Source organism: Sphingobium cupriresistens LL01 (assembly GCF_001046645.1).
GTDB lineage: Bacteria > Pseudomonadota > Alphaproteobacteria > Sphingomonadales > Sphingomonadaceae > Sphingobium > Sphingobium cupriresistens.
On record NZ_KQ130437.1, the window covers coordinates 196,871 to 213,521 of the forward strand.

Sequence of the window (16,651 nt, forward strand, 5' to 3'; positions counted from 1 at the left end):
GCATCAATTCCCGATAGGCCCGAACGACAACAGGCCATGGCGATAGTTCATGCGGATTGTGAGCGGCGTGATCCCTGCGCTGGCCGTCACGCGAACGGCGGCGGCGGCAGGTTTGGAAAAGCGCAAGCGCGGGTTGTTCGGGAAACCAATCCCGTCGATCGACAGCCCGAATTTCCGGTTGCTATCACGATCATGCAGCAACGATAGCGTGTAGGTTCCCGGAGCTGGGATGCGGATGCATATCGTCACCGGCCCTTTTTGAGGGACTACCATATCCGCGCGACGGAATGTTTTGCCCTCATTGAGAAGCACATTGTCATCTTCCAGGAAGTCATCGTTATCCGGGGGGTAGACTTCCAGACGCATCCGCCCCTGCCGGTCCTTAAGTCCGACTGCCGTTACAAGAAAGGCCGGCCCCGGTTCACCAGCGCGACACCGGCCCTCCGCAATGCCCAGATCCGCGCTAGAGCGCAATTGTGCGTGCGCGGTCATCGGCAAGAGCGTGACGAGCCACAAAAAACGTCTCACTTCGGCTGGCTCCAGCTGACCAGCTCTGCACCTGTAAGCGCCAGGCCCACTAACAGATGGGTCGCCAATATAATGCCGGCCATCAACGCCATCAGCCCGACGACCTGATGATCCTGGCCGACGAGAAATATCGCCATGCCCGCGAAGACGACGTCCTTGTTCGGTACGAAGGGCAAGCGCGACAGGAGAAGCCTGAGCGTCGAAAGCAGCAACCAAAGGCTTACCGAGACGCTGGGGAGAGCGATGTGCCACATCCAGGCGGCAAGCCCCGTCGTAACGACGATCCGTGCGAAGTGGATCAGCACGACAAACCAAAGATCCTGCCGCGGCAAGCTGAACAGCTTTTTACGGTACAGCATTGCCACGGCAGAAGTGGACAGGACCACGCTGATCGAAAGGACCAGCGTCCTGTTATCCAGCCCTAGATGGAGCGACCCGAAGAGCGGATAGGCAAGGCCAAGCATTGCAAGCGTCACGCAATTACCAACGACGGCCGAAAGGATAGCGACATCCTTGACCGCCCCGAAAGGCGCTCCGACCATCTTCGAGCGCTTACGTGCCCAACTGTAGAAATATAGTTCGCCGACATAGCCGAGGAGCAGTTCATTGCCGATCAGCTTGCGGACAAGCGCGAAAAACCCAGCGGTCGGGATAGACCAGAGGCGACGGAAGATCACCCAGTCAGCAAACGGCGCTGAAGCGTAATAACAGGCGAAGATGAGCCAAAACCCCACGGACGTAGGGATCAGTGTCCTGATGCTCGCAAGGTCGAACGTAGCAAGTTGCGCCACAACAACGCCAAGGATGACCAATGAGATGATGGGTGCCGCCATACGGCTGATACGGGAGACGCCGCCCTTGAGCATGACTGGGTCTGGCCGTGCCGGTATAATTTCCTTCCAGTCCAAAGCACCAAGGTCAGAATCGATAGTTTGGCTCATCCGATACACGCTTCACATCCGTCATCGTTCTTATCGTCTCTTGGACGCCGCCGCCGTCAGGACATCGCATCGGCGACGCGCGAATTATTCTTCGGATTTGGAGCTTTGCGCACATCGGCGACCGTGCGCGCAAAAAGCGCGGCATAGGCATCTGCCGCGTGCTCAACGGTAAAGCGGCTCGCCTGCCGCCTGGCACGACCCGCGTCAGATATGCGCACAGCAGCGGCACGCATCGCCTGTTCAAGACACCAGGTGCTGCGTCGAGGCACCAATTCCCCCAATGCGCCGTCTTCAAGCAAACTGGCCATGCTGACGCTGCAATCGGTCGCGACTATGACGAGACCGACAGCTAGTGCCTCGATGATCACAGCCGGCACGCCTTCATAATCTGACGACAGGACAAAGACATCGCTTTCCCTAAGCTGTTCCATCACAGGGCCTATATGGCCCGGCATATGCACCTGCCCGGTCATACCCAAATGCGCTATCAAGCGCGTAAGCGGCGCGCGCTCCGGGCCATCGCCCAAAATCGTCAGGCAGTCTTGCGGTCCCGCCATGGCGGCGAAAGCCCGGATCAAAAGTGCGAAGTTTTTCTGCGCGACCAGCCGTCCGACCGCAATGTAGCGCCTCCCCTGGGGTGCACCATATCGCAGCGCTCGCGTCCGCGCTGTCTGCGAAAGATCCGCCACCGTGATTGCCGGATCGTTGATGATCGCCACCGCCGACGCGGGCAGCTGCATCGCGTTTGCAATCTCCGAGGACATCGGCGACGCCATACCAACAAATTGATCGATAAAGCGGCCCTGAAGCCTTAGCCACCACCGATATCCCCAGCGCGCAGGGCCAACCAGATCGCGACGTGTCAGATCGTTGCTGACCTTGGCGACAATGGGCGGACAGTCGTTGCCCAGCAGCAGCTTCATGGCTACTGCTACGACAGTGTAGGTGTTACCAGCGCAGAACAAGATATCCGGGCGCTGCCGACGGATTTCACCGGGTAAGCGCAGGATCATCCAGAGGGTCTCGAAGCGCGCAGTGGCGAGGCCGCGAACGGCCAGCGACGAGTAGGAGAGCGCGGGCCACTCCGAGCGCATGGCACCCTCGCTCCTGCCGAGCACGAGCTGGCTGTCGATGGCACGTTCGCCCCAGGCCTGGGTAAGGCGCAGCGCCACCCTCTCAACCCCGCCGGGCTCGAAACTGTGAAGAAAGGTCATGACGCGCAAAGGCTGTTGCATGCGAGGGGTCTCGGTCAGGGATGCCCCTTTGACGTCACGTCCGACGCGAAATCGCATCGGCCGGCACTGAATCCAGCAGATCTCCATAGCGTCCGACCATCCGATCCCGGGCAACGCGGATGACGGTCTTATCGATGCTCTTCAGCAGGCTCGGCACACCGGTGTCGCCAGGATGGACCGCGATCCGCACCGTCGGCAATGCGCCAAATGTCGCGCTTGCGAGCCTTGCAAAGGCAAGAGAACTCGCGATGCGGGACTTACTGCGGCTCGCCCATGTTATAACCGGTCCGCGTGCGAGGATGCGCCCGTCAGCTGGCCGCCAGACGCGCATATGGTCTTCAGCAAGCGCGAAATCTTCTTCTAAAAGCGCTGCGCGGGTACCCTCGCCATAGAGCCAGGCTGGCGCGATGAACCCTGCAACAGGTCGCCCGATGGCATTCTCAACGATGGTTCGCCCAGCCCGCATGCGCCGCAGGGCTTCTTCGCGCTCAAGCCCAAGGAATTCGCCCTCGCCCGCCGTCATATGCCTGGCACGAAAACGGGCAACGCCATGAGCGCGAACGCCGTCGTCGCGATGGCGCCAGCCATGCAGAAATATTTCGACGCCAGCATCTGACCAGGCACGCAGCTTGCGTTGATAGGCCGGGGCTTGGCTAAGCGGCGCTTCGTTCCAATGATCCGGGACCACCAGCATCGCAAAGCGGGGACCTCCCAGGAGCCGCGCGAGACGATCCGCCAACCTATCGACCTCATCCTCGAACCTGGGCCCGACATCATGGATTGAGGCGAGCAGGAGGCGTTTAGAATTTGGCATCAAGACCAATCCGGATACTACGGGGCCGTAATGGGGTGATCTGGTTCCGCGCGACCAAACCGAAGGGATTGCCGAACGCAAAGCGGTTCCCCCGCACATCTCCCAGATTGCTCACATCGAGCGAGAGCCCGATCCGTCCAATCTCCAGCCTGCCACCAACGCTGCTTTCAAGATATTTACCCTGACTTACATCGATTGGGGGACCAATCCCTAGTTGGGATGTTCCGACGTAGCGGAGGCTTCCGTCTAGCACGAGAGACGCGGACGCCGTCAGAGTGACACGATAGGTAATCGCTGCTCGGCCACCGGACTCTGCAACATTGGGCAGGTCGCGTTCGTCCGCAGCCACGTAGGCCGGGGCAGGATCCTTCAGGTTGGATCGATTGAAAAACGCGGACAACTCGAACTGCAGGGCCTCAATCGGCATCCACGCGATATTCGTGTCGAGGCCGATGATCCGTCCATTGCCGATATTGACGGTAAAAGGCAGACCTGTTTCATCAACGAGATCAGCCTGGATGTCCGACCAGCGCGAATAAGAGAGCGTCGCACTGGCAGCGAACCGATCACGACCGGGGCGGCCGAACCGGAATCCCCCTTCGATCATATTAAGCGTGTCGCTTTCGAAGCGCTGGACGCTTTGGGGGCTGGTTGTCGGGCCGACCGCCAGACCGCCCGCCCGTGCGGCTTCCTGATAGTGCACGAACACCAGCAACCGATTGGCCGGGCGCCACGATAGCGCCAACGAAGGCGAGGTGCGCACGGCTGTGCGCTTGGGCTCCATATTTTCGGGCAGCACAGTATCGAGCGCCTGACCCACAGCGGTGGAATAGGTAACTCTGCCCCCTAAGGTCGCGCCCAAGCGCGGTGTGATGGGGATCGTATATTGTCCGAACAAAGCAGCCTCGGTTACCTCGTTGCGCACCCCGGTGATCGTTACGGGAGCCAAGGGATCGCCTAAACGGCGGCGCTGCTGCTCGATGTCGTGGACAACACTGACACCAGCGACCCAGTCATCTGTGCCCCGACGCCGGCCGGACACCCGCGTTTCGTGGGAAATGAGCGAGATACCTATCGTTTCATCGAACAAGCGCGCCGGCGCCCCTGTAAAGGCGGTCGTTGCATCATAGCGCGTCTCGACGTCGTGCCGCACAATGGCGGTCGAGGACACGAGCTCCATATCATTCCAGCGCTTGGCAATCCGGAATTTCGCCAAACGATAATCATTGTCGAATGGCTGAGCAAGCAGCGTATTGCGCGTGAGGTCGGGTTGGCCGCGCAGCGTATATTGTCCATCACGACTGGCGATATTTTGAACGACGCCGCCCACATCGAAGGTCCAGTCGTTGCCAGGCGCATAGCGTATGTCGAGCCGCCCGCCATAGCTGATAGACCGGTTGATGTTGGACCGGCCCCGCAACGGGTCGTCAATATAGCCGGCATCAATTACCCGATAGCCAACTGCACGGATCGCCAGCCTGTCATCGACGATTGGGATGTTGAGCATTGCTGCGGTATCGCTACTGGTGCCTCCCTTCCGCGTAGTCCCTAGGCCGACTGACGCAGAGCCCGCCCCTCTCGACGGGTCGGGCATATTGGGAACAAGCCGGATGATGCCACCCAAGGCTCCGGTGCCGTAAAGGGTTCCTTGAGGCCCAGCGAGCACTTCGACACGTTCCATGTCATAAAGATTTAGATCGGGGTCGGGCGCATTATAGGTCAGCCGCACATCGCCGAGATACTGACCGACGGTCGCTTGGGTTGGTCCATTAAAGCTGCTGTCCGCCACCCCCCGAATGAACAATTTGTCCCGGCCCGGCCCCAGGCTGGTTGAAGCGAGCATGGGCAGGCGCGCTACGATAGCCGACGTTCCCCGCGAAGCAGATCGGGCGTTCCGGTCAGGGTCGAGATCGACAACATCGACCGACCCAGCATAGCGATCGAGCGGAATGCCCTGTTTGCTCGCCGTGACCACGATTTCGCCTGTATCGACCGGTCTCGGTTCCGGCGGTGCGATCCGGCGCGGGCTAGCGGTCCGCCTGGCGCGCGGTGGCGGAGCATCAATGATCCGAACGGTGCGCGGATTGATGAATTCGAAGGTGGCCCCCGTCCCGGTGAGCAGCAGCCCAAGCGCAGCGCGTGCCGAGAAGCGACCGTGAATGCCCGCAGTCCGGCGCGACCCCAGGCGTGCGTCTGCCAAGCCGATCGTGAGGCCGGACTGTTCGCCGAATCGCGCAATCGCCTCGCTAAGAGAACCCGCAGGAATCGAGAATGATCTCGTCTGGGCCGCTGCAACCGTCGGCATTGCAAGCGCAATACCGGCGAGCGCGATCAGAACATCAGCGCCCCGCACGATTGCGTGCAACCAGCTTCCAGCCGGAGGCACTGTGCTCAGCGCGCACATTCAACAGAACCGCCAGATCGGCAAAGAGGCGGGCCCGGTCGGTGTCGAGAGTGATCGTGCCCGTAAAGCGCTGGTTTTCTAGGACAGGATCCAGCTTCACCTTCTCCCCTATCGCACGCGCAAGATCGGCGGCGACCAACGACAGTGGGGTGGCGGTATAACTCAAGCGCCCCTCACGCCAGGAGCCGACCGCGGTGGGATCGACGCCGGTCCGGATGATTGCGCTATTGCCGCCTGGGTCGCGCAGCGATTCTCCGGCTGCCAGGGTCACAGCTTCACTTTCCGGGTTATAAAGCACCGACCCTTCGGCGACGGCTACACGCACGCCAACTTCGTCTCGAATGACGTTGAAGACCGTGCCGACGTCCTGGATGCGCTCGTCGCCAACATGAACGACGAAAGGCGATTTAGGGTCATGTCTAATCGTGAAAATGGCCTCCCCTCGCTCGAGCTTGGCAAAACGGGGATTTTGATGATCGAGCGTGATGCTGCTGTTCCCGTTGAGGGCAATGCGATCACCCGATGGCAGCGCGACAGTCCGCGTCTGGCCCGCGAGCGTTGCTACCTGATAGGGATCACCACGCTGGACCAAGCCAGGGCCGAAGATTGCTGCGAGCGCAACCGAGGCTGCCACGCCGCCGCCCCACCACCACCGCCGCGATAGGCTGGGGCTATCGTCATTGGCGGCTCGCGGCATTGGCGGTTGCGCCTCAAGGATCGCCGGCCCGGCTTCAGCATCTACTGCTTCAATCGCATCATAGGCCTCCGCGTGGGCCGAATCGGCCCCCAACCAAACGACGAACGCCTCCCAATCGTCTGCCGAACCGTCCGCAATACGGACGTGCCAGCAGATCGCCTCCTCGCGCAAAGTCTCGATCCTATCAGCGGTCATGGTCACTGCTCATGTCCCTGTGACGCTCTCCTTCCTCCGATGTCGCATCCCCGGACTCAGCGTCCAGGCCTGCCTTCGCCACCGCGACAACATGATAGGCTCGATAGAGGTGCTTCTCCACCGCGCTCTTGCTCACGCCCAGATCGCCGGCGATTGCCTTTTGGGTTTGTCCGTCGATCCGGAAGCGCCGGAAAATGTCGCGGGTCCGCTCCGGTAAAACCTTCAGGGCAGCCGTGATCACGCTTAATCTTTCGCGGGCAATCAACGCTTCTTCCGCCGAGGGACGCAGGTCGACCTCGGAAACTACGCCAGTTCCACCGGCAGCCCACTCCTCCTCGCGCCGGATGCGGCGCGCGGCAGACCGGCGTCGATCCAGCAGCAGATTATGTGTCATGCGATACAGATAGGCTCGTGGTTCACCAACCGGGCCGCCCTGATAGCTCTCGATCTTAAGATACATGTCCTGGATAAGGTCGTCGGCATCGTCCTGCGACAGTCCGCGCACGAGCAGATAGCGCGTTAACGCTGGCCTTAGATCGAGAAATAGCCCTCTCAGTCCGCCCACCGACATCCGCCTGCATTGCTCCATCTGACGTCACGCTATGCTTTTGCGCAAGCGAGTCTCCCGGTTCCGCCGCCACCTTGAGGCACGACCGGATGACAGTGTCGTTACGATCGAGGCGCGAACGGGGATGCGACTTGAATCGACCCCGGCGCCTTTTGGCACAAGATCGAGGCGTCGGCTACCGCTGGTCTCAGTCGATCAGCCGTGTCCACCTGAGGTACCGCCACCGCTAAGATCGGCTGCCCCTACATTTCTGGGGCGGAAAGTGAGACTTGGGGCAAGGCGTGACGTCAGAGGTGGGACCAAGGCGGGTTGGCACCGCGCTGGCCCACGTTGAATTGGTCTCGCCCGACCTTTAGGAGATATCATGCCCCGCGCCCGAAACTATCTCCCGCTAATCGTTGCAGTCACCGCCCTCTCGGCCTGCGGGAGCAACAGCGCCGCGCCTCCGAAAGCGCCGGAATCTCCATTGGAAACAACGAACGCTTCGTCGGACAGCGACTTGAACCAGGCGACACCCGCCGTATCCAATTATCCTGCGATCACCGCTCAATTGCTTGCCGCAGCCGAACCGTTTGAAAGCCTGACCGAGACAGCCTTCAGCGCGACGCCCGCCGCGCGTTCGAAAGCCATCGACGCCGCGGAGAGCGCCGCGAAGGGCGTCGCAGGCATTGTCCCACATGCTGTTTCGATCAAACTCGCCGACCATCTGATGTCCATACGCCGGGCCGACGCGGCAGATAAATCTGCCGATGTGGCTCTTGCCTCGATTGAAGGCTTCCGCACGCTGGTGAGCGCTGCCCCCGGGAGTCCCGCCATCCCCGTCGATGTCAGTTTGCTCGACTATGCCGGGTTTCGCTATGACGCTGACGCGCAAGCCGCGCCCGTGCGCTGGGAGGATATGGCCCGCGCCATGGTGTTCGCGCGTGATCGCTGGTCCACTGTGCGGTCGCAACCTGCGGTTGCGTCCCTCGCACCGCGTTTCGAGACGGTTCTTGCCAACATGGAGACCGCAGTATCAGCCCGCAATCTGTCGCATGCACGGGCAAGCGCAAAAGCCGAACTTGATATGGTCGATGAACTCGAAACGGCTTTCCAACATGCGGGTAGTGCAAAGCGCTGAGCTTCAAAGGCTTGGATCGACTCACGATCCATTTCCTGGCGGCGATGTTTCTTCAAACCCCGGCATGGGGATCGGAAAGCCTCAGTTTCAAAGTGGCGCGGCATACGCTGGCCCGCAGCGTCGCCATCGCCTGGCTAAATCACGCCTCGCCGATAACCGGCAAGTCTCCCAAGCCGTCAATCCCTTGGGACGAAACTGGGCTGACGAAGAGGTCATCGTACTCAAAAAACACCGGTACAATCGACTGGCAGGTCGCTCTCGTGGGCCAGTGATGTTTTTTGATTTTACTGGAGTGAGAAAAGGCAGCAGTCGATTGCTGGCTATGCCAATGATCGACATGAACTCGCACAATTGCTCCGCTTGTGCGATGTCTAACTCGAGATCGGCGTGACCGAGGTTGCCTGTTGATCTTCCCTGTTCTTGTTTCTTGCCGACGTAAAGGATCGACCGTTTTGAAGCGCTGGCTCGCCGATCGGAGGATTTTATATTCGACCACTGGTCCGAGGCCGGTCTCTGGATCGCGCAACTGGCCCATGGGACCGGCCCGCTGTTGCGTGATGACAGTGTCGCTATGTCTTCTGGCAGGCTGTGCCACCTATCGCCCGTCTCCGCTTTCACCACCCGAAATGGCATTAGAGAAATCCGATTTGTCCGCTCTTTCCCGCGATGCCTCACTTCTCGACCGGCCCTTCCTCACAGCACAGGCAATCGATCTTTCCCGGCCGTTAACGCCCAACGCGCTGGCGGTAATCAGCGTTCTCCAGAACCCCGATTTGAAGGCTCTGCGCCTCAAGGCGGGGGTCAGTGACGCGCAAGCCTTCGCCGCTCGGCTTCTCCCTGATCCGACCGCGCAGTTGGGGTTTGACAAGCTTTTATCGGGGCCAGACATGCTCAACGGTCTTGCCGGGCAGATCGGCTTTGATCTCTCGGCACTGCGCACCCGCAACGTCACAGCGGAGTCAGCGCGTGCGACGCGACTGCAAGTTAGGCTCGACCTGGCATGGGCAGAATGGCAGACTTCCGCGGCCGCGCGGCTTCAGGGCGCTCGCATCGTCGGGCTGGAGCGCCAACTTGGCCTCGTCAGGACCAGCGCCGCATCGGCCGACGACCTTCTGCAGCGATCGCTTCGCGCAGCGACACGAGGCGACATTTCGGCATCAGATACTGACGCACGCCGCTTGGCCGCACTGGACGCAAGCGATCGATTGCGAACGATCGATCGCGACCTGACCGCTGCTCGATTGGAACTCAACCGCTTACTTGGCCTACCGCCTTCATTCCTTTTGCGGCTGGCGCCAGCAGCAGCCCCTTCAGCACCGCCTTCCACAGACATACTCTTTGCCCAGGCGGTCGCACGCAGGCTCGATCTGCAAGCACTGCGCGCAGGATATGATGCAAGCGAGGCAAACACACGCAAGGCTATCCTCGATCAGTTCCCGAACCTGTCGCTAACCGTGGCCAGCGCGCGCGATACCGCCGGTAACGTGACTGTTGGGCCTCAAATCGGACTCTCCTTACCGCTGTGGAATCGCAACCGTGGCGGCATCGCCATCACCCAGGCGACACGCGCGCAATTCCACGCTGAATATGACGCCCGCCTATTTCAGACACGGGCGGATATCGCTGCCGCTTCTGCCTCCCTAGCCACCATCCAGCGTCAACGGACCGCCCTGCGTGCCGCCATGCCTGCCCTCGAACGTCTTGCAGATGCTACCACACGCGCCGGGATGCGCGGCGATCTCTCTAAGGCCACGATCCAGACGGCAACTCAAACGCTGCGAGACCGCCAGATCGCCTTGGCTGCGCTCGATCAACAGGCTGCTGAGACATTGATCTCCCTCGAACTGCTATCAGGTGGACCCAGCGAAGTATGGAATCGATGATAAAAGCCCCTGCCTTCGCGTCATTGATACTGCTTTCGGCCTGCGGCAGCGCACCGGATACCGGCGCGGCGCCTGATCCGATTGCGCGCGTTCGCACGGTAGTCGCTAACGCGGGCACCTCAAGTGAAGTACTTACTGTTTACGGTGTTGCCGAGGCGGGGCCAGGCGGTATTCAGAATCTCGTTACCCCGAGCGAGGCCATCATCACGCGCATCGCAGCCCCTACGGGCACGAAAGTCCAAAGTGGGCAGATCATCGCTTATCTTCAGGCGAGTTCCGCTAGCCGCCTGGATCTCGCCCGTGCCGCCAGCGATGCCTCGGCCGCCAACGCAGCACTGGCCCGGTTTTCGCGACTACGCATCGACGGGTTGGCAAGCGACGCCGATGTCGAAACCGCGCGAGCGGCAGCCACGTCCGCAAGCGCCTTGCGCGCCAGTCTAAGCAAGCGGGCTGCTGGCCTGATCTTACGCGCGCCAATCGCCGGAACAGTGCAAAATCTCAATGCCAAAGCGGGCGATCAGTTAGCCGCCGGGACGATGGTCGCGAGCATTGCCGGCCTGGGCAATGCGCGCGCTCGCTTCGGTGTCGATGCGGTCGCCCTACAAACCATTCGTATTGGCCAGCGGATCCGAATCCAGGCAGTCGGATCACCAAAGGCCCAAGAGACTGTCGTGGCCGGCATCGACGCCCAACCTGATGCTACAACGCGGCTTGGGTCGGTATTTGCGACCGTACCGCCCGGTTCAGGCATAGCGGTTGGCCAGCCTCTCCAAGCGGGCATCTCGGTGGGAGCCGTGACCACAGGAATCACACTCCCCTATGGCGCATTACTGGACGACGGTGGAAAACCTTATGTGTTTGTCGTCGACAAGGACATCGCCCACCGAGTCGACATCGTGCCGGGTAACACCACCGGCGACCAGGTAACCGTGCTTCATGGACTGGCTGCGGGCAATCGCGTGGTCATCGAAGGTGGCACGGCACTTGAGGATGGTATGAAGGTTCGCGAACGAGGCAAGCGATGAGGCCCCTGCTCGAGCGGCATCGCCGGTCTATCTGGCTCAGCGTCTTTCTCGTCACGCTGGCAGGGCTTGTCGCGGGGACGCGGCTCCCGGTCACATTGTTTCCGCAGATCAATTATCCACGGGTTGTCGTGGCGATTGATGCGGGCGAACGCGACGCTGCCCAGATGGCGGCCGACATCACACGGCCGGGGGAAATTGCGTTACGAAGCGTGCCTGGCGTCACGCGGATCCGCTCGACCACTAGCCGCGGCTCGGCCGAAATTTCGCTAAGTTTCGACTGGGGTCAGGACATGGTGGCGGCAACGCTCGCCACTCAAGGAGCGCTGGCCACCATCTTGCCCGATCTGCCCGCGGGCACCCGATTCAATGTGAGGCGCTCGGATCCAACAATCTTTCCGGTGCTCGGTCTTTCGCTTACATCGGACCGCCGAGATGGCGTTGCTCTCCAGCAACTGGCTCAGTTGCGATTACGCCCCCTGCTTTCAACGGTTCCAGGCGTTGCCGGCGTCGATGTCGTTGGCGGTGGAACACCGGAGATCGCCGTCGACGTCAACCCGGCGCGGATGCAGGCGCTGGGGCTGACCATCAACGACGTCGCGACCGCCCTTAACGCTGCGAACAGCGTCGCCGCCGTGGGAAGGGTCGAAGACCGCCATAGGCTCTATCTTGCCCTCGTCGAAAATCGCATCGCGAACGAGGCTGACATAGCGGCGGTCCCAATCAAGGCTGCAACTGATCCGGGAGCTGGAATCGTTACACTCGGACAGGTCGCCACGATCCGTCGTGCTCCTGCCCCGGCCTGGACGCGTGTGACCTCCAACGGCACCAACGCTGTGCTGGTGAATATCCGCCAGACCCCGGCAGCAGACGCGGTTGCACTCGTCAAAGCGATCGACGAGCGTCTGAAAAGCGCCGGGTTGCCTGCCGATGTGACCGTCAGCCCATTTTATGATCAGTCGGAGCTGGTCGCAGGCGCAGCCAGTGCCGTACGCGACGCAATTTTGCTTGGTGCTTTCCTGGCCGGTCTGGTTCTCTTCCTTTTCCTACGCAGTTGGCGGTTGATGGTGATCACGGCGGCTCTACTGCCCGCCGTGCTTGCCGCGACATGTCTCGCGCTTCTCGTCCTGGGCATGAGCTTCAACATGATGACGCTCGGGGGGATGGCGGCGGCTGTCGGCCTGATCGTCGACGACGCTGTCGTCATGCTCGAACATCTCATGCGCCGGATGCAGGAGGCGCCTGCCAGTACCAAACCATCGTTGCTGGACGCTGCGGCGGAAATGGCACGGCCACTATTCGGATCAACGGCCGCGACGATCGTTGTCTTTCTGCCGCTTGCGTTCATCACCGGCGTCACGGGTGGTTTCTTCAAGGCGCTGGCAGTGACGATGACCGCCGCCTTGGTCGTGTCCTTGCTCTATGCCCGCTATGCCTTGCCCCTAGTCGCCTCACATTGGCTCACGATGCGCGACGTCGAGGCGGCAGAGAAGGCTGACGGGTTCATGGGCCGGATCGGCGATAGCTATGATCGTGCAGCCCATCGCGCCTTAATTCGGCCGGGTCTCTTCGTTGGCCTGGGCGCGGCGATTCTGCTGGTGATTGGGGCCTTTTCATGGACCCATGTTCAATCTGGCTTCATGCCCAAGATGGATGAAGGCGGTTTCATCCTCGACTATAAGGCCAAATCCGGCGCGGCACTCAGCGACACTGATCAACTCCTGCGCCAGGTTGAAACGATAATCCGCGATACCCCGGAGGTCGTAAGCTACTCCCGCCGCACCGGCTTCCAACTGGGCGGAGGTTTAACCGAAGCCGATGAAGGCGATTTTTTCGTCCGTCTCAAAGATGGTAGCCGACGCCCGATCGAAGCGGTCATGACCGAAATCCGGTTGAAGATTGAGGCGCAGGTCCCGGGCCTGCAGGTCGAACTCCTGCAACTGATGGAAGACCTGATCGGTGATCTCACCGCCGTCCCGCAACCCATCGAGGTGAAGTTGTTCGGCGACGACCCGGCGGCGCTCGCCGCTGCCGCTCGCAAGGTGGCGCAAGGTATCGGTACTATCCATGGCATCGTAGAGGTGCAGGATGGTCTGCGCGTCGCGGGTGACGCTATCATCGTCAAGGTCGATCGTCCTGCCGCCGCGCTGGCTGGTCTCGATCCCGACATGGTCGCCAAACAGATCGAAGCCCAGATTGCCGGCACCGTTGCTACGCGCCTGCTCTCCGGCGAAACAGTGATCGATGTTCGCGTCCGCGCGCCTCTCGCCCTGCGTCAGCGTGCCGATGTGCTGGGTGCCTTGCTCCTGCGGGCACCCGATGGCCGGACCGTGGCGCTGCGGCAGGTGGCACAGGTCATGATCGCTGCGGGTCAGCGCCAGATCACTCGAGAGGATCTGGCACCCTTCATCGCCGTGACCGCTCGGCTGGAAGGTCTTGACCTTGGATCTGGTATGAAGGCCGTGCAGGCCAAGGTCGGACAACTGAAGCTACCGACAACAATCCGCGTCGACTATGGCGGCCTCTACGCCCAGCAAAAACAATCATTTACCGATCTGACGACGGTCTTCGTTGCCGCGTTGCTCCTGTCCGCGTTGTTGCTCACTCTTCTATACGAAAACTGGCCCTTTACGGTGGCAGTTGTGGGGACGGTGCTTCTCTCAATCTGTGCCGTGTTGTTCGGCCTGTGGATTACCGGCACGGAACTGGACATTTCCGCGCTCATGGGCGTGACCATGGTGGTAGGCATGCTGACAGAGCTTGCGATTTTCTACCTCGCCGAGCTTGTCCCGGACGCTCCGATTACCGGTGAGGCTCTTATCGAGGCGGGGCGTGCTCGATTGCGCCCAATCCTGATGTCGGCGCTGATCGCAATCCTTACGCTCCTGCCGCTTGCTTTAGGGCTGGGACGCGGCTCCGGGTTGCAGCGACCATTGGCGACCGCAATTATCGCCGGCCTCGCCATCGGCGCACCGCTGGTGCTGACACTGTTGCCTGGACTGATTTTGCTACTGGGCAGGATACGTATCGGCAGACCACAGAGCGAGATTAATGCTCCCTCCTGAGCGGTCGGAGACGCATGAAACGGCGGGTCTAGCGGCGGTCAACTTCGGATCGCGCCAGGTGGGCCATACGAAGCAACCGGTCGATGGCCGTTGGAATCGCTAGAAACGATGACGCAGCGTTAACGCCAAGCGACTGTCCGTCCCACTGGCGCGGCCACCGATCATCGTGGCGTCCGCCAAGGCTATACGTTGAAGGCGCGCATCGAAGCCCAGCGCCGTTTCGCGATCTCCCGTGCCATTTGAACCCCGGATCAGGACGTTGCCCCCAAACCGCAGACCCGAAGCGTTGAGCGGAGCGCCCGCGGCCAATTCCGCCAACCGATCGAAGCCTCGCCGTGTCCCGCTATTGCCGGCCTTGAACGCGCCTAACGCAATATGTTCGCGACCCTCACCGGTCCATTCCAATCCGGCGAAAAGGGTTCGCGAACCCAGCGCATGTCCGCCGGACATGAGGCCCCATGGACGTCGCTTTTCAACCAGTACCGTGCCGACAAGGCCGATCGTGCCGAGCGCCCCGATATCATGATCATAGCGGCCAGACAGCGACCATGACTTGATTTTGTTGTCCGGCATGAGCGCGAAGCGATCGGCAGCTCTAGCCGATTTCGCACGCGCGCCGATGATCGAGAAGCGCTGATCACCAAGATCAAATGTACGGCTCCAGTCACTGCGATGCAGATCAGGCCGTCTCACGACAGTTACGAGGTTAATGCCGGGTAGATCATAGACTGTTGGGGCCGTGTCGGCTTGCGCAATTTGCGGGATCGCGAAGAGGGCCAATGCCATCCCGCACCGCTTCCAGTGACATTGACGACCTGAGTTCTCGTCCATGATGAAATTCCCGTGACATTGGGACATCATCATGTCCCGGCCCCTCTGGGACGTTGCCAATCCGGCAATATCGCATCCTGCGGAAACTGCTCCCAACCCGCTGCGACTTTGGGAGTCCTACGGCGTCATTGCTTTGAAGATCCGAGCGAGGGAGCTGCAAGTGCGAACGAGAAACTGCTGGATGCTGGTTGCCCTAAGCCTTCTTGGCATTTCTCCCTCGCTGCGCTCTCAGCCGTTCGATCTTAAGCAAAATAGCGCGGGGGCCGCAGACACGCTTTCGGTCATGACCTACAATGTGAAAGGCCTTCCCTGGCCCGTCGCATGGGGCCGCGATGGTGCTCTCGATGCAATCGGACAACGACTAGGTCAGCTTCGTTTGCGTGGACGTCAACCGCACATCGTTGCGCTGCAAGAAGCATTTACAGACGAAGCAAAGGCGATCGGACAGGCTGCCGGCTATACCCATATCGCCACAGGCCCTTCCGCCGAGATGCACGAAGATGGGCCGGTCTCTGTTGATGATCGACGCTTCGCAGCGGCCGGAAGTTGGATCAAGGGGGAAACCCAAGGCAAGTTCGTCGACAGTGGCCTTCAGATTCTCTCGGACTATCCGATAGTGCGTATGAGGCGCGCTGCATTCCCAAACTTTGCTTGTGCCGGCTATGACTGCCTTGCCAACAAGGGAATCCTACTAATTGCTGTTACCGTACCTGGCGTTCGCGTGCCCGTCGAGATCCTGACCACACACCTCAATTCCCGCCATGCGTCCGGTGTATCGGATGATCGATCGCTCTATGCCTATCAGCGCCAGGTTGAGTTTCTGAGCCGTTTTGTCGCGACCAATCACGACCCGGCCTCCCCCCTCATCATGGCCGGTGACTTCAATATGGGACCGCGCCCATCGCGACGCAGCCTCCTCCTTGGTTCGGTCCGCGGCATGAGCAACGACCGGGGTCGCGCCATAGTGCGCGATGGCCTGAGCAGCTGCTTATCCAATCCGGCGGACAGGATCGCCCAATCGGCCGATGCCAGGTGGATCCTGAAACGCGGTCGTGACTGGCAGTTCATGAGCGATGGCGAACATGTCGGCTTGAAGGCCACCCATGCCGCTGTTCCGTTTGGACGGGCCGGCGGTGCCGAGATGCTTTCGGACCATATGGGATTTTCTGTCGATTACCAGCTTAACCATTCCTGATGAGCCATCCCTGGCCTTCGATTAAAGCTGTTTTTGGAATTTATACTGGCCGCTGCATCGGGCTCGCACCGACTTCGACACGCCGAACCTTTTCGCTGGCGGGAATAGACCGACGTCCCCGGCGGGATGGCCACGCATGCGACCGAAAAACCG

At 60.8% G+C, this 16,651-nt stretch carries 14 protein-coding genes; 6 read left to right on the forward strand and 8 right to left on the reverse strand.

The genetic code is table 11. From position 1 onward, the window contains the following. Window positions 1-3 precede the first annotated feature (3 nt). From V473_RS19760 to V473_RS19790, 7 genes are read right to left on the reverse strand one after another with little or no spacing between them, the layout of a single operon-like run. Window positions 4-492 carry a DUF2141 domain-containing protein gene (locus tag V473_RS19760; protein WP_066609032.1) on the reverse strand — a complete coding sequence of 163 codons (489 nt, stop codon included), beginning with the start codon at window positions 490-492 and terminating at the stop codon, window positions 4-6. A gap of 32 nt (window positions 493-524) precedes the next feature. After that, window positions 525-1,469, reverse strand: coding sequence for a hypothetical protein (locus V473_RS19765; protein ID WP_066609033.1), 945 nt, complete (start codon window positions 1,467-1,469; stop codon window positions 525-527). Window positions 1,470-1,525: 56 nt separating this feature from the next. Then, complete coding sequence (locus tag V473_RS19770) at window positions 1,526-2,704, reverse strand: glycosyltransferase (RefSeq protein ID WP_216628560.1); 1,179 nt, start codon at window positions 2,702-2,704, stop codon at window positions 1,526-1,528. A gap of 34 nt (window positions 2,705-2,738) precedes the next feature. Then, entirely contained in the window at window positions 2,739-3,518 is a 780-nt protein-coding gene (locus V473_RS19775; protein ID WP_066609034.1) for a DUF2334 domain-containing protein, read from the reverse strand. After that, window positions 3,505-5,883 carry a TonB-dependent receptor gene (locus V473_RS19780; RefSeq protein ID WP_169793969.1) on the reverse strand — a complete coding sequence of 793 codons (2,379 nt, stop codon included), beginning with the start codon at window positions 5,881-5,883 and terminating at the stop codon, window positions 3,505-3,507. The genes V473_RS19775 and V473_RS19780 overlap by 14 nt, the downstream gene beginning before the upstream one ends. Beyond that, window positions 5,858-6,814 carry a FecR family protein gene (locus V473_RS19785; RefSeq protein WP_066609036.1) on the reverse strand — a complete coding sequence of 319 codons (957 nt, stop codon included), beginning with the start codon at window positions 6,812-6,814 and terminating at the stop codon, window positions 5,858-5,860. Before V473_RS19785 ends, V473_RS19780 begins: the two co-directional genes overlap by 26 nt. Continuing rightward, complete coding sequence (locus V473_RS19790) at window positions 6,804-7,385, reverse strand: RNA polymerase sigma factor (protein ID WP_169793970.1); 582 nt, start codon at window positions 7,383-7,385, stop codon at window positions 6,804-6,806. Before V473_RS19790 ends, V473_RS19785 begins: the two co-directional genes overlap by 11 nt. A 361-nt stretch (window positions 7,386-7,746) precedes the next feature. Here V473_RS19790 and V473_RS19795 point away from each other — a divergent pair, with 361 nt between their 5' ends. From V473_RS19795 to V473_RS19810, 5 genes are all read left to right on the forward strand, one after another. Next, on the forward strand, window positions 7,747-8,502 hold the full coding sequence (locus V473_RS19795) for a hypothetical protein (RefSeq protein WP_148648465.1): 756 nt from the start codon (window positions 7,747-7,749) through the stop codon (window positions 8,500-8,502). Window positions 8,503-8,513: 11 nt separating this feature from the next. Further along, the gene (locus tag V473_RS23700; protein WP_148648466.1) at window positions 8,514-8,774 is read left to right on the forward strand and encodes a hypothetical protein; all 261 of its coding nucleotides are present in this window, start codon (window positions 8,514-8,516) and stop codon (window positions 8,772-8,774) included. Between the two features lie 375 nt (window positions 8,775-9,149). Next, a complete protein-coding gene (locus V473_RS19800; RefSeq protein WP_244884530.1) occupies window positions 9,150-10,385 on the forward strand; it encodes a TolC family protein in 1,236 nt (411 codons plus the stop codon). Next, window positions 10,373-11,410: an efflux RND transporter periplasmic adaptor subunit gene (locus tag V473_RS19805; RefSeq protein WP_082679246.1), complete on the forward strand. Its 1,038-nt coding sequence runs from the start codon at window positions 10,373-10,375 to the stop codon at window positions 11,408-11,410. Before V473_RS19800 ends, V473_RS19805 begins: the two co-directional genes overlap by 13 nt. Beyond that, on the forward strand, window positions 11,407-14,472 hold the full coding sequence (locus V473_RS19810) for an efflux RND transporter permease subunit (protein ID WP_066609041.1): 3,066 nt from the start codon (window positions 11,407-11,409) through the stop codon (window positions 14,470-14,472). The genes V473_RS19805 and V473_RS19810 overlap by 4 nt, the downstream gene beginning before the upstream one ends. 99 nt (window positions 14,473-14,571) lie before the next feature. Here the strand turns inward: V473_RS19810 and V473_RS23705 are convergent, their stop codons facing one another. Then, the gene (locus tag V473_RS23705; protein WP_148648467.1) at window positions 14,572-15,336 is read right to left on the reverse strand and encodes a hypothetical protein; all 765 of its coding nucleotides are present in this window, start codon (window positions 15,334-15,336) and stop codon (window positions 14,572-14,574) included. Here V473_RS23705 and V473_RS23710 point away from each other — a divergent pair. Further along, on the forward strand, window positions 15,335-16,498 hold the full coding sequence (locus tag V473_RS23710) for an endonuclease/exonuclease/phosphatase family protein (protein WP_169793971.1): 1,164 nt from the start codon (window positions 15,335-15,337) through the stop codon (window positions 16,496-16,498). The two genes, V473_RS23705 and V473_RS23710, sit on opposite strands and share 2 nt — an antisense overlap. Window positions 16,499-16,651 lie beyond the last annotated feature (153 nt).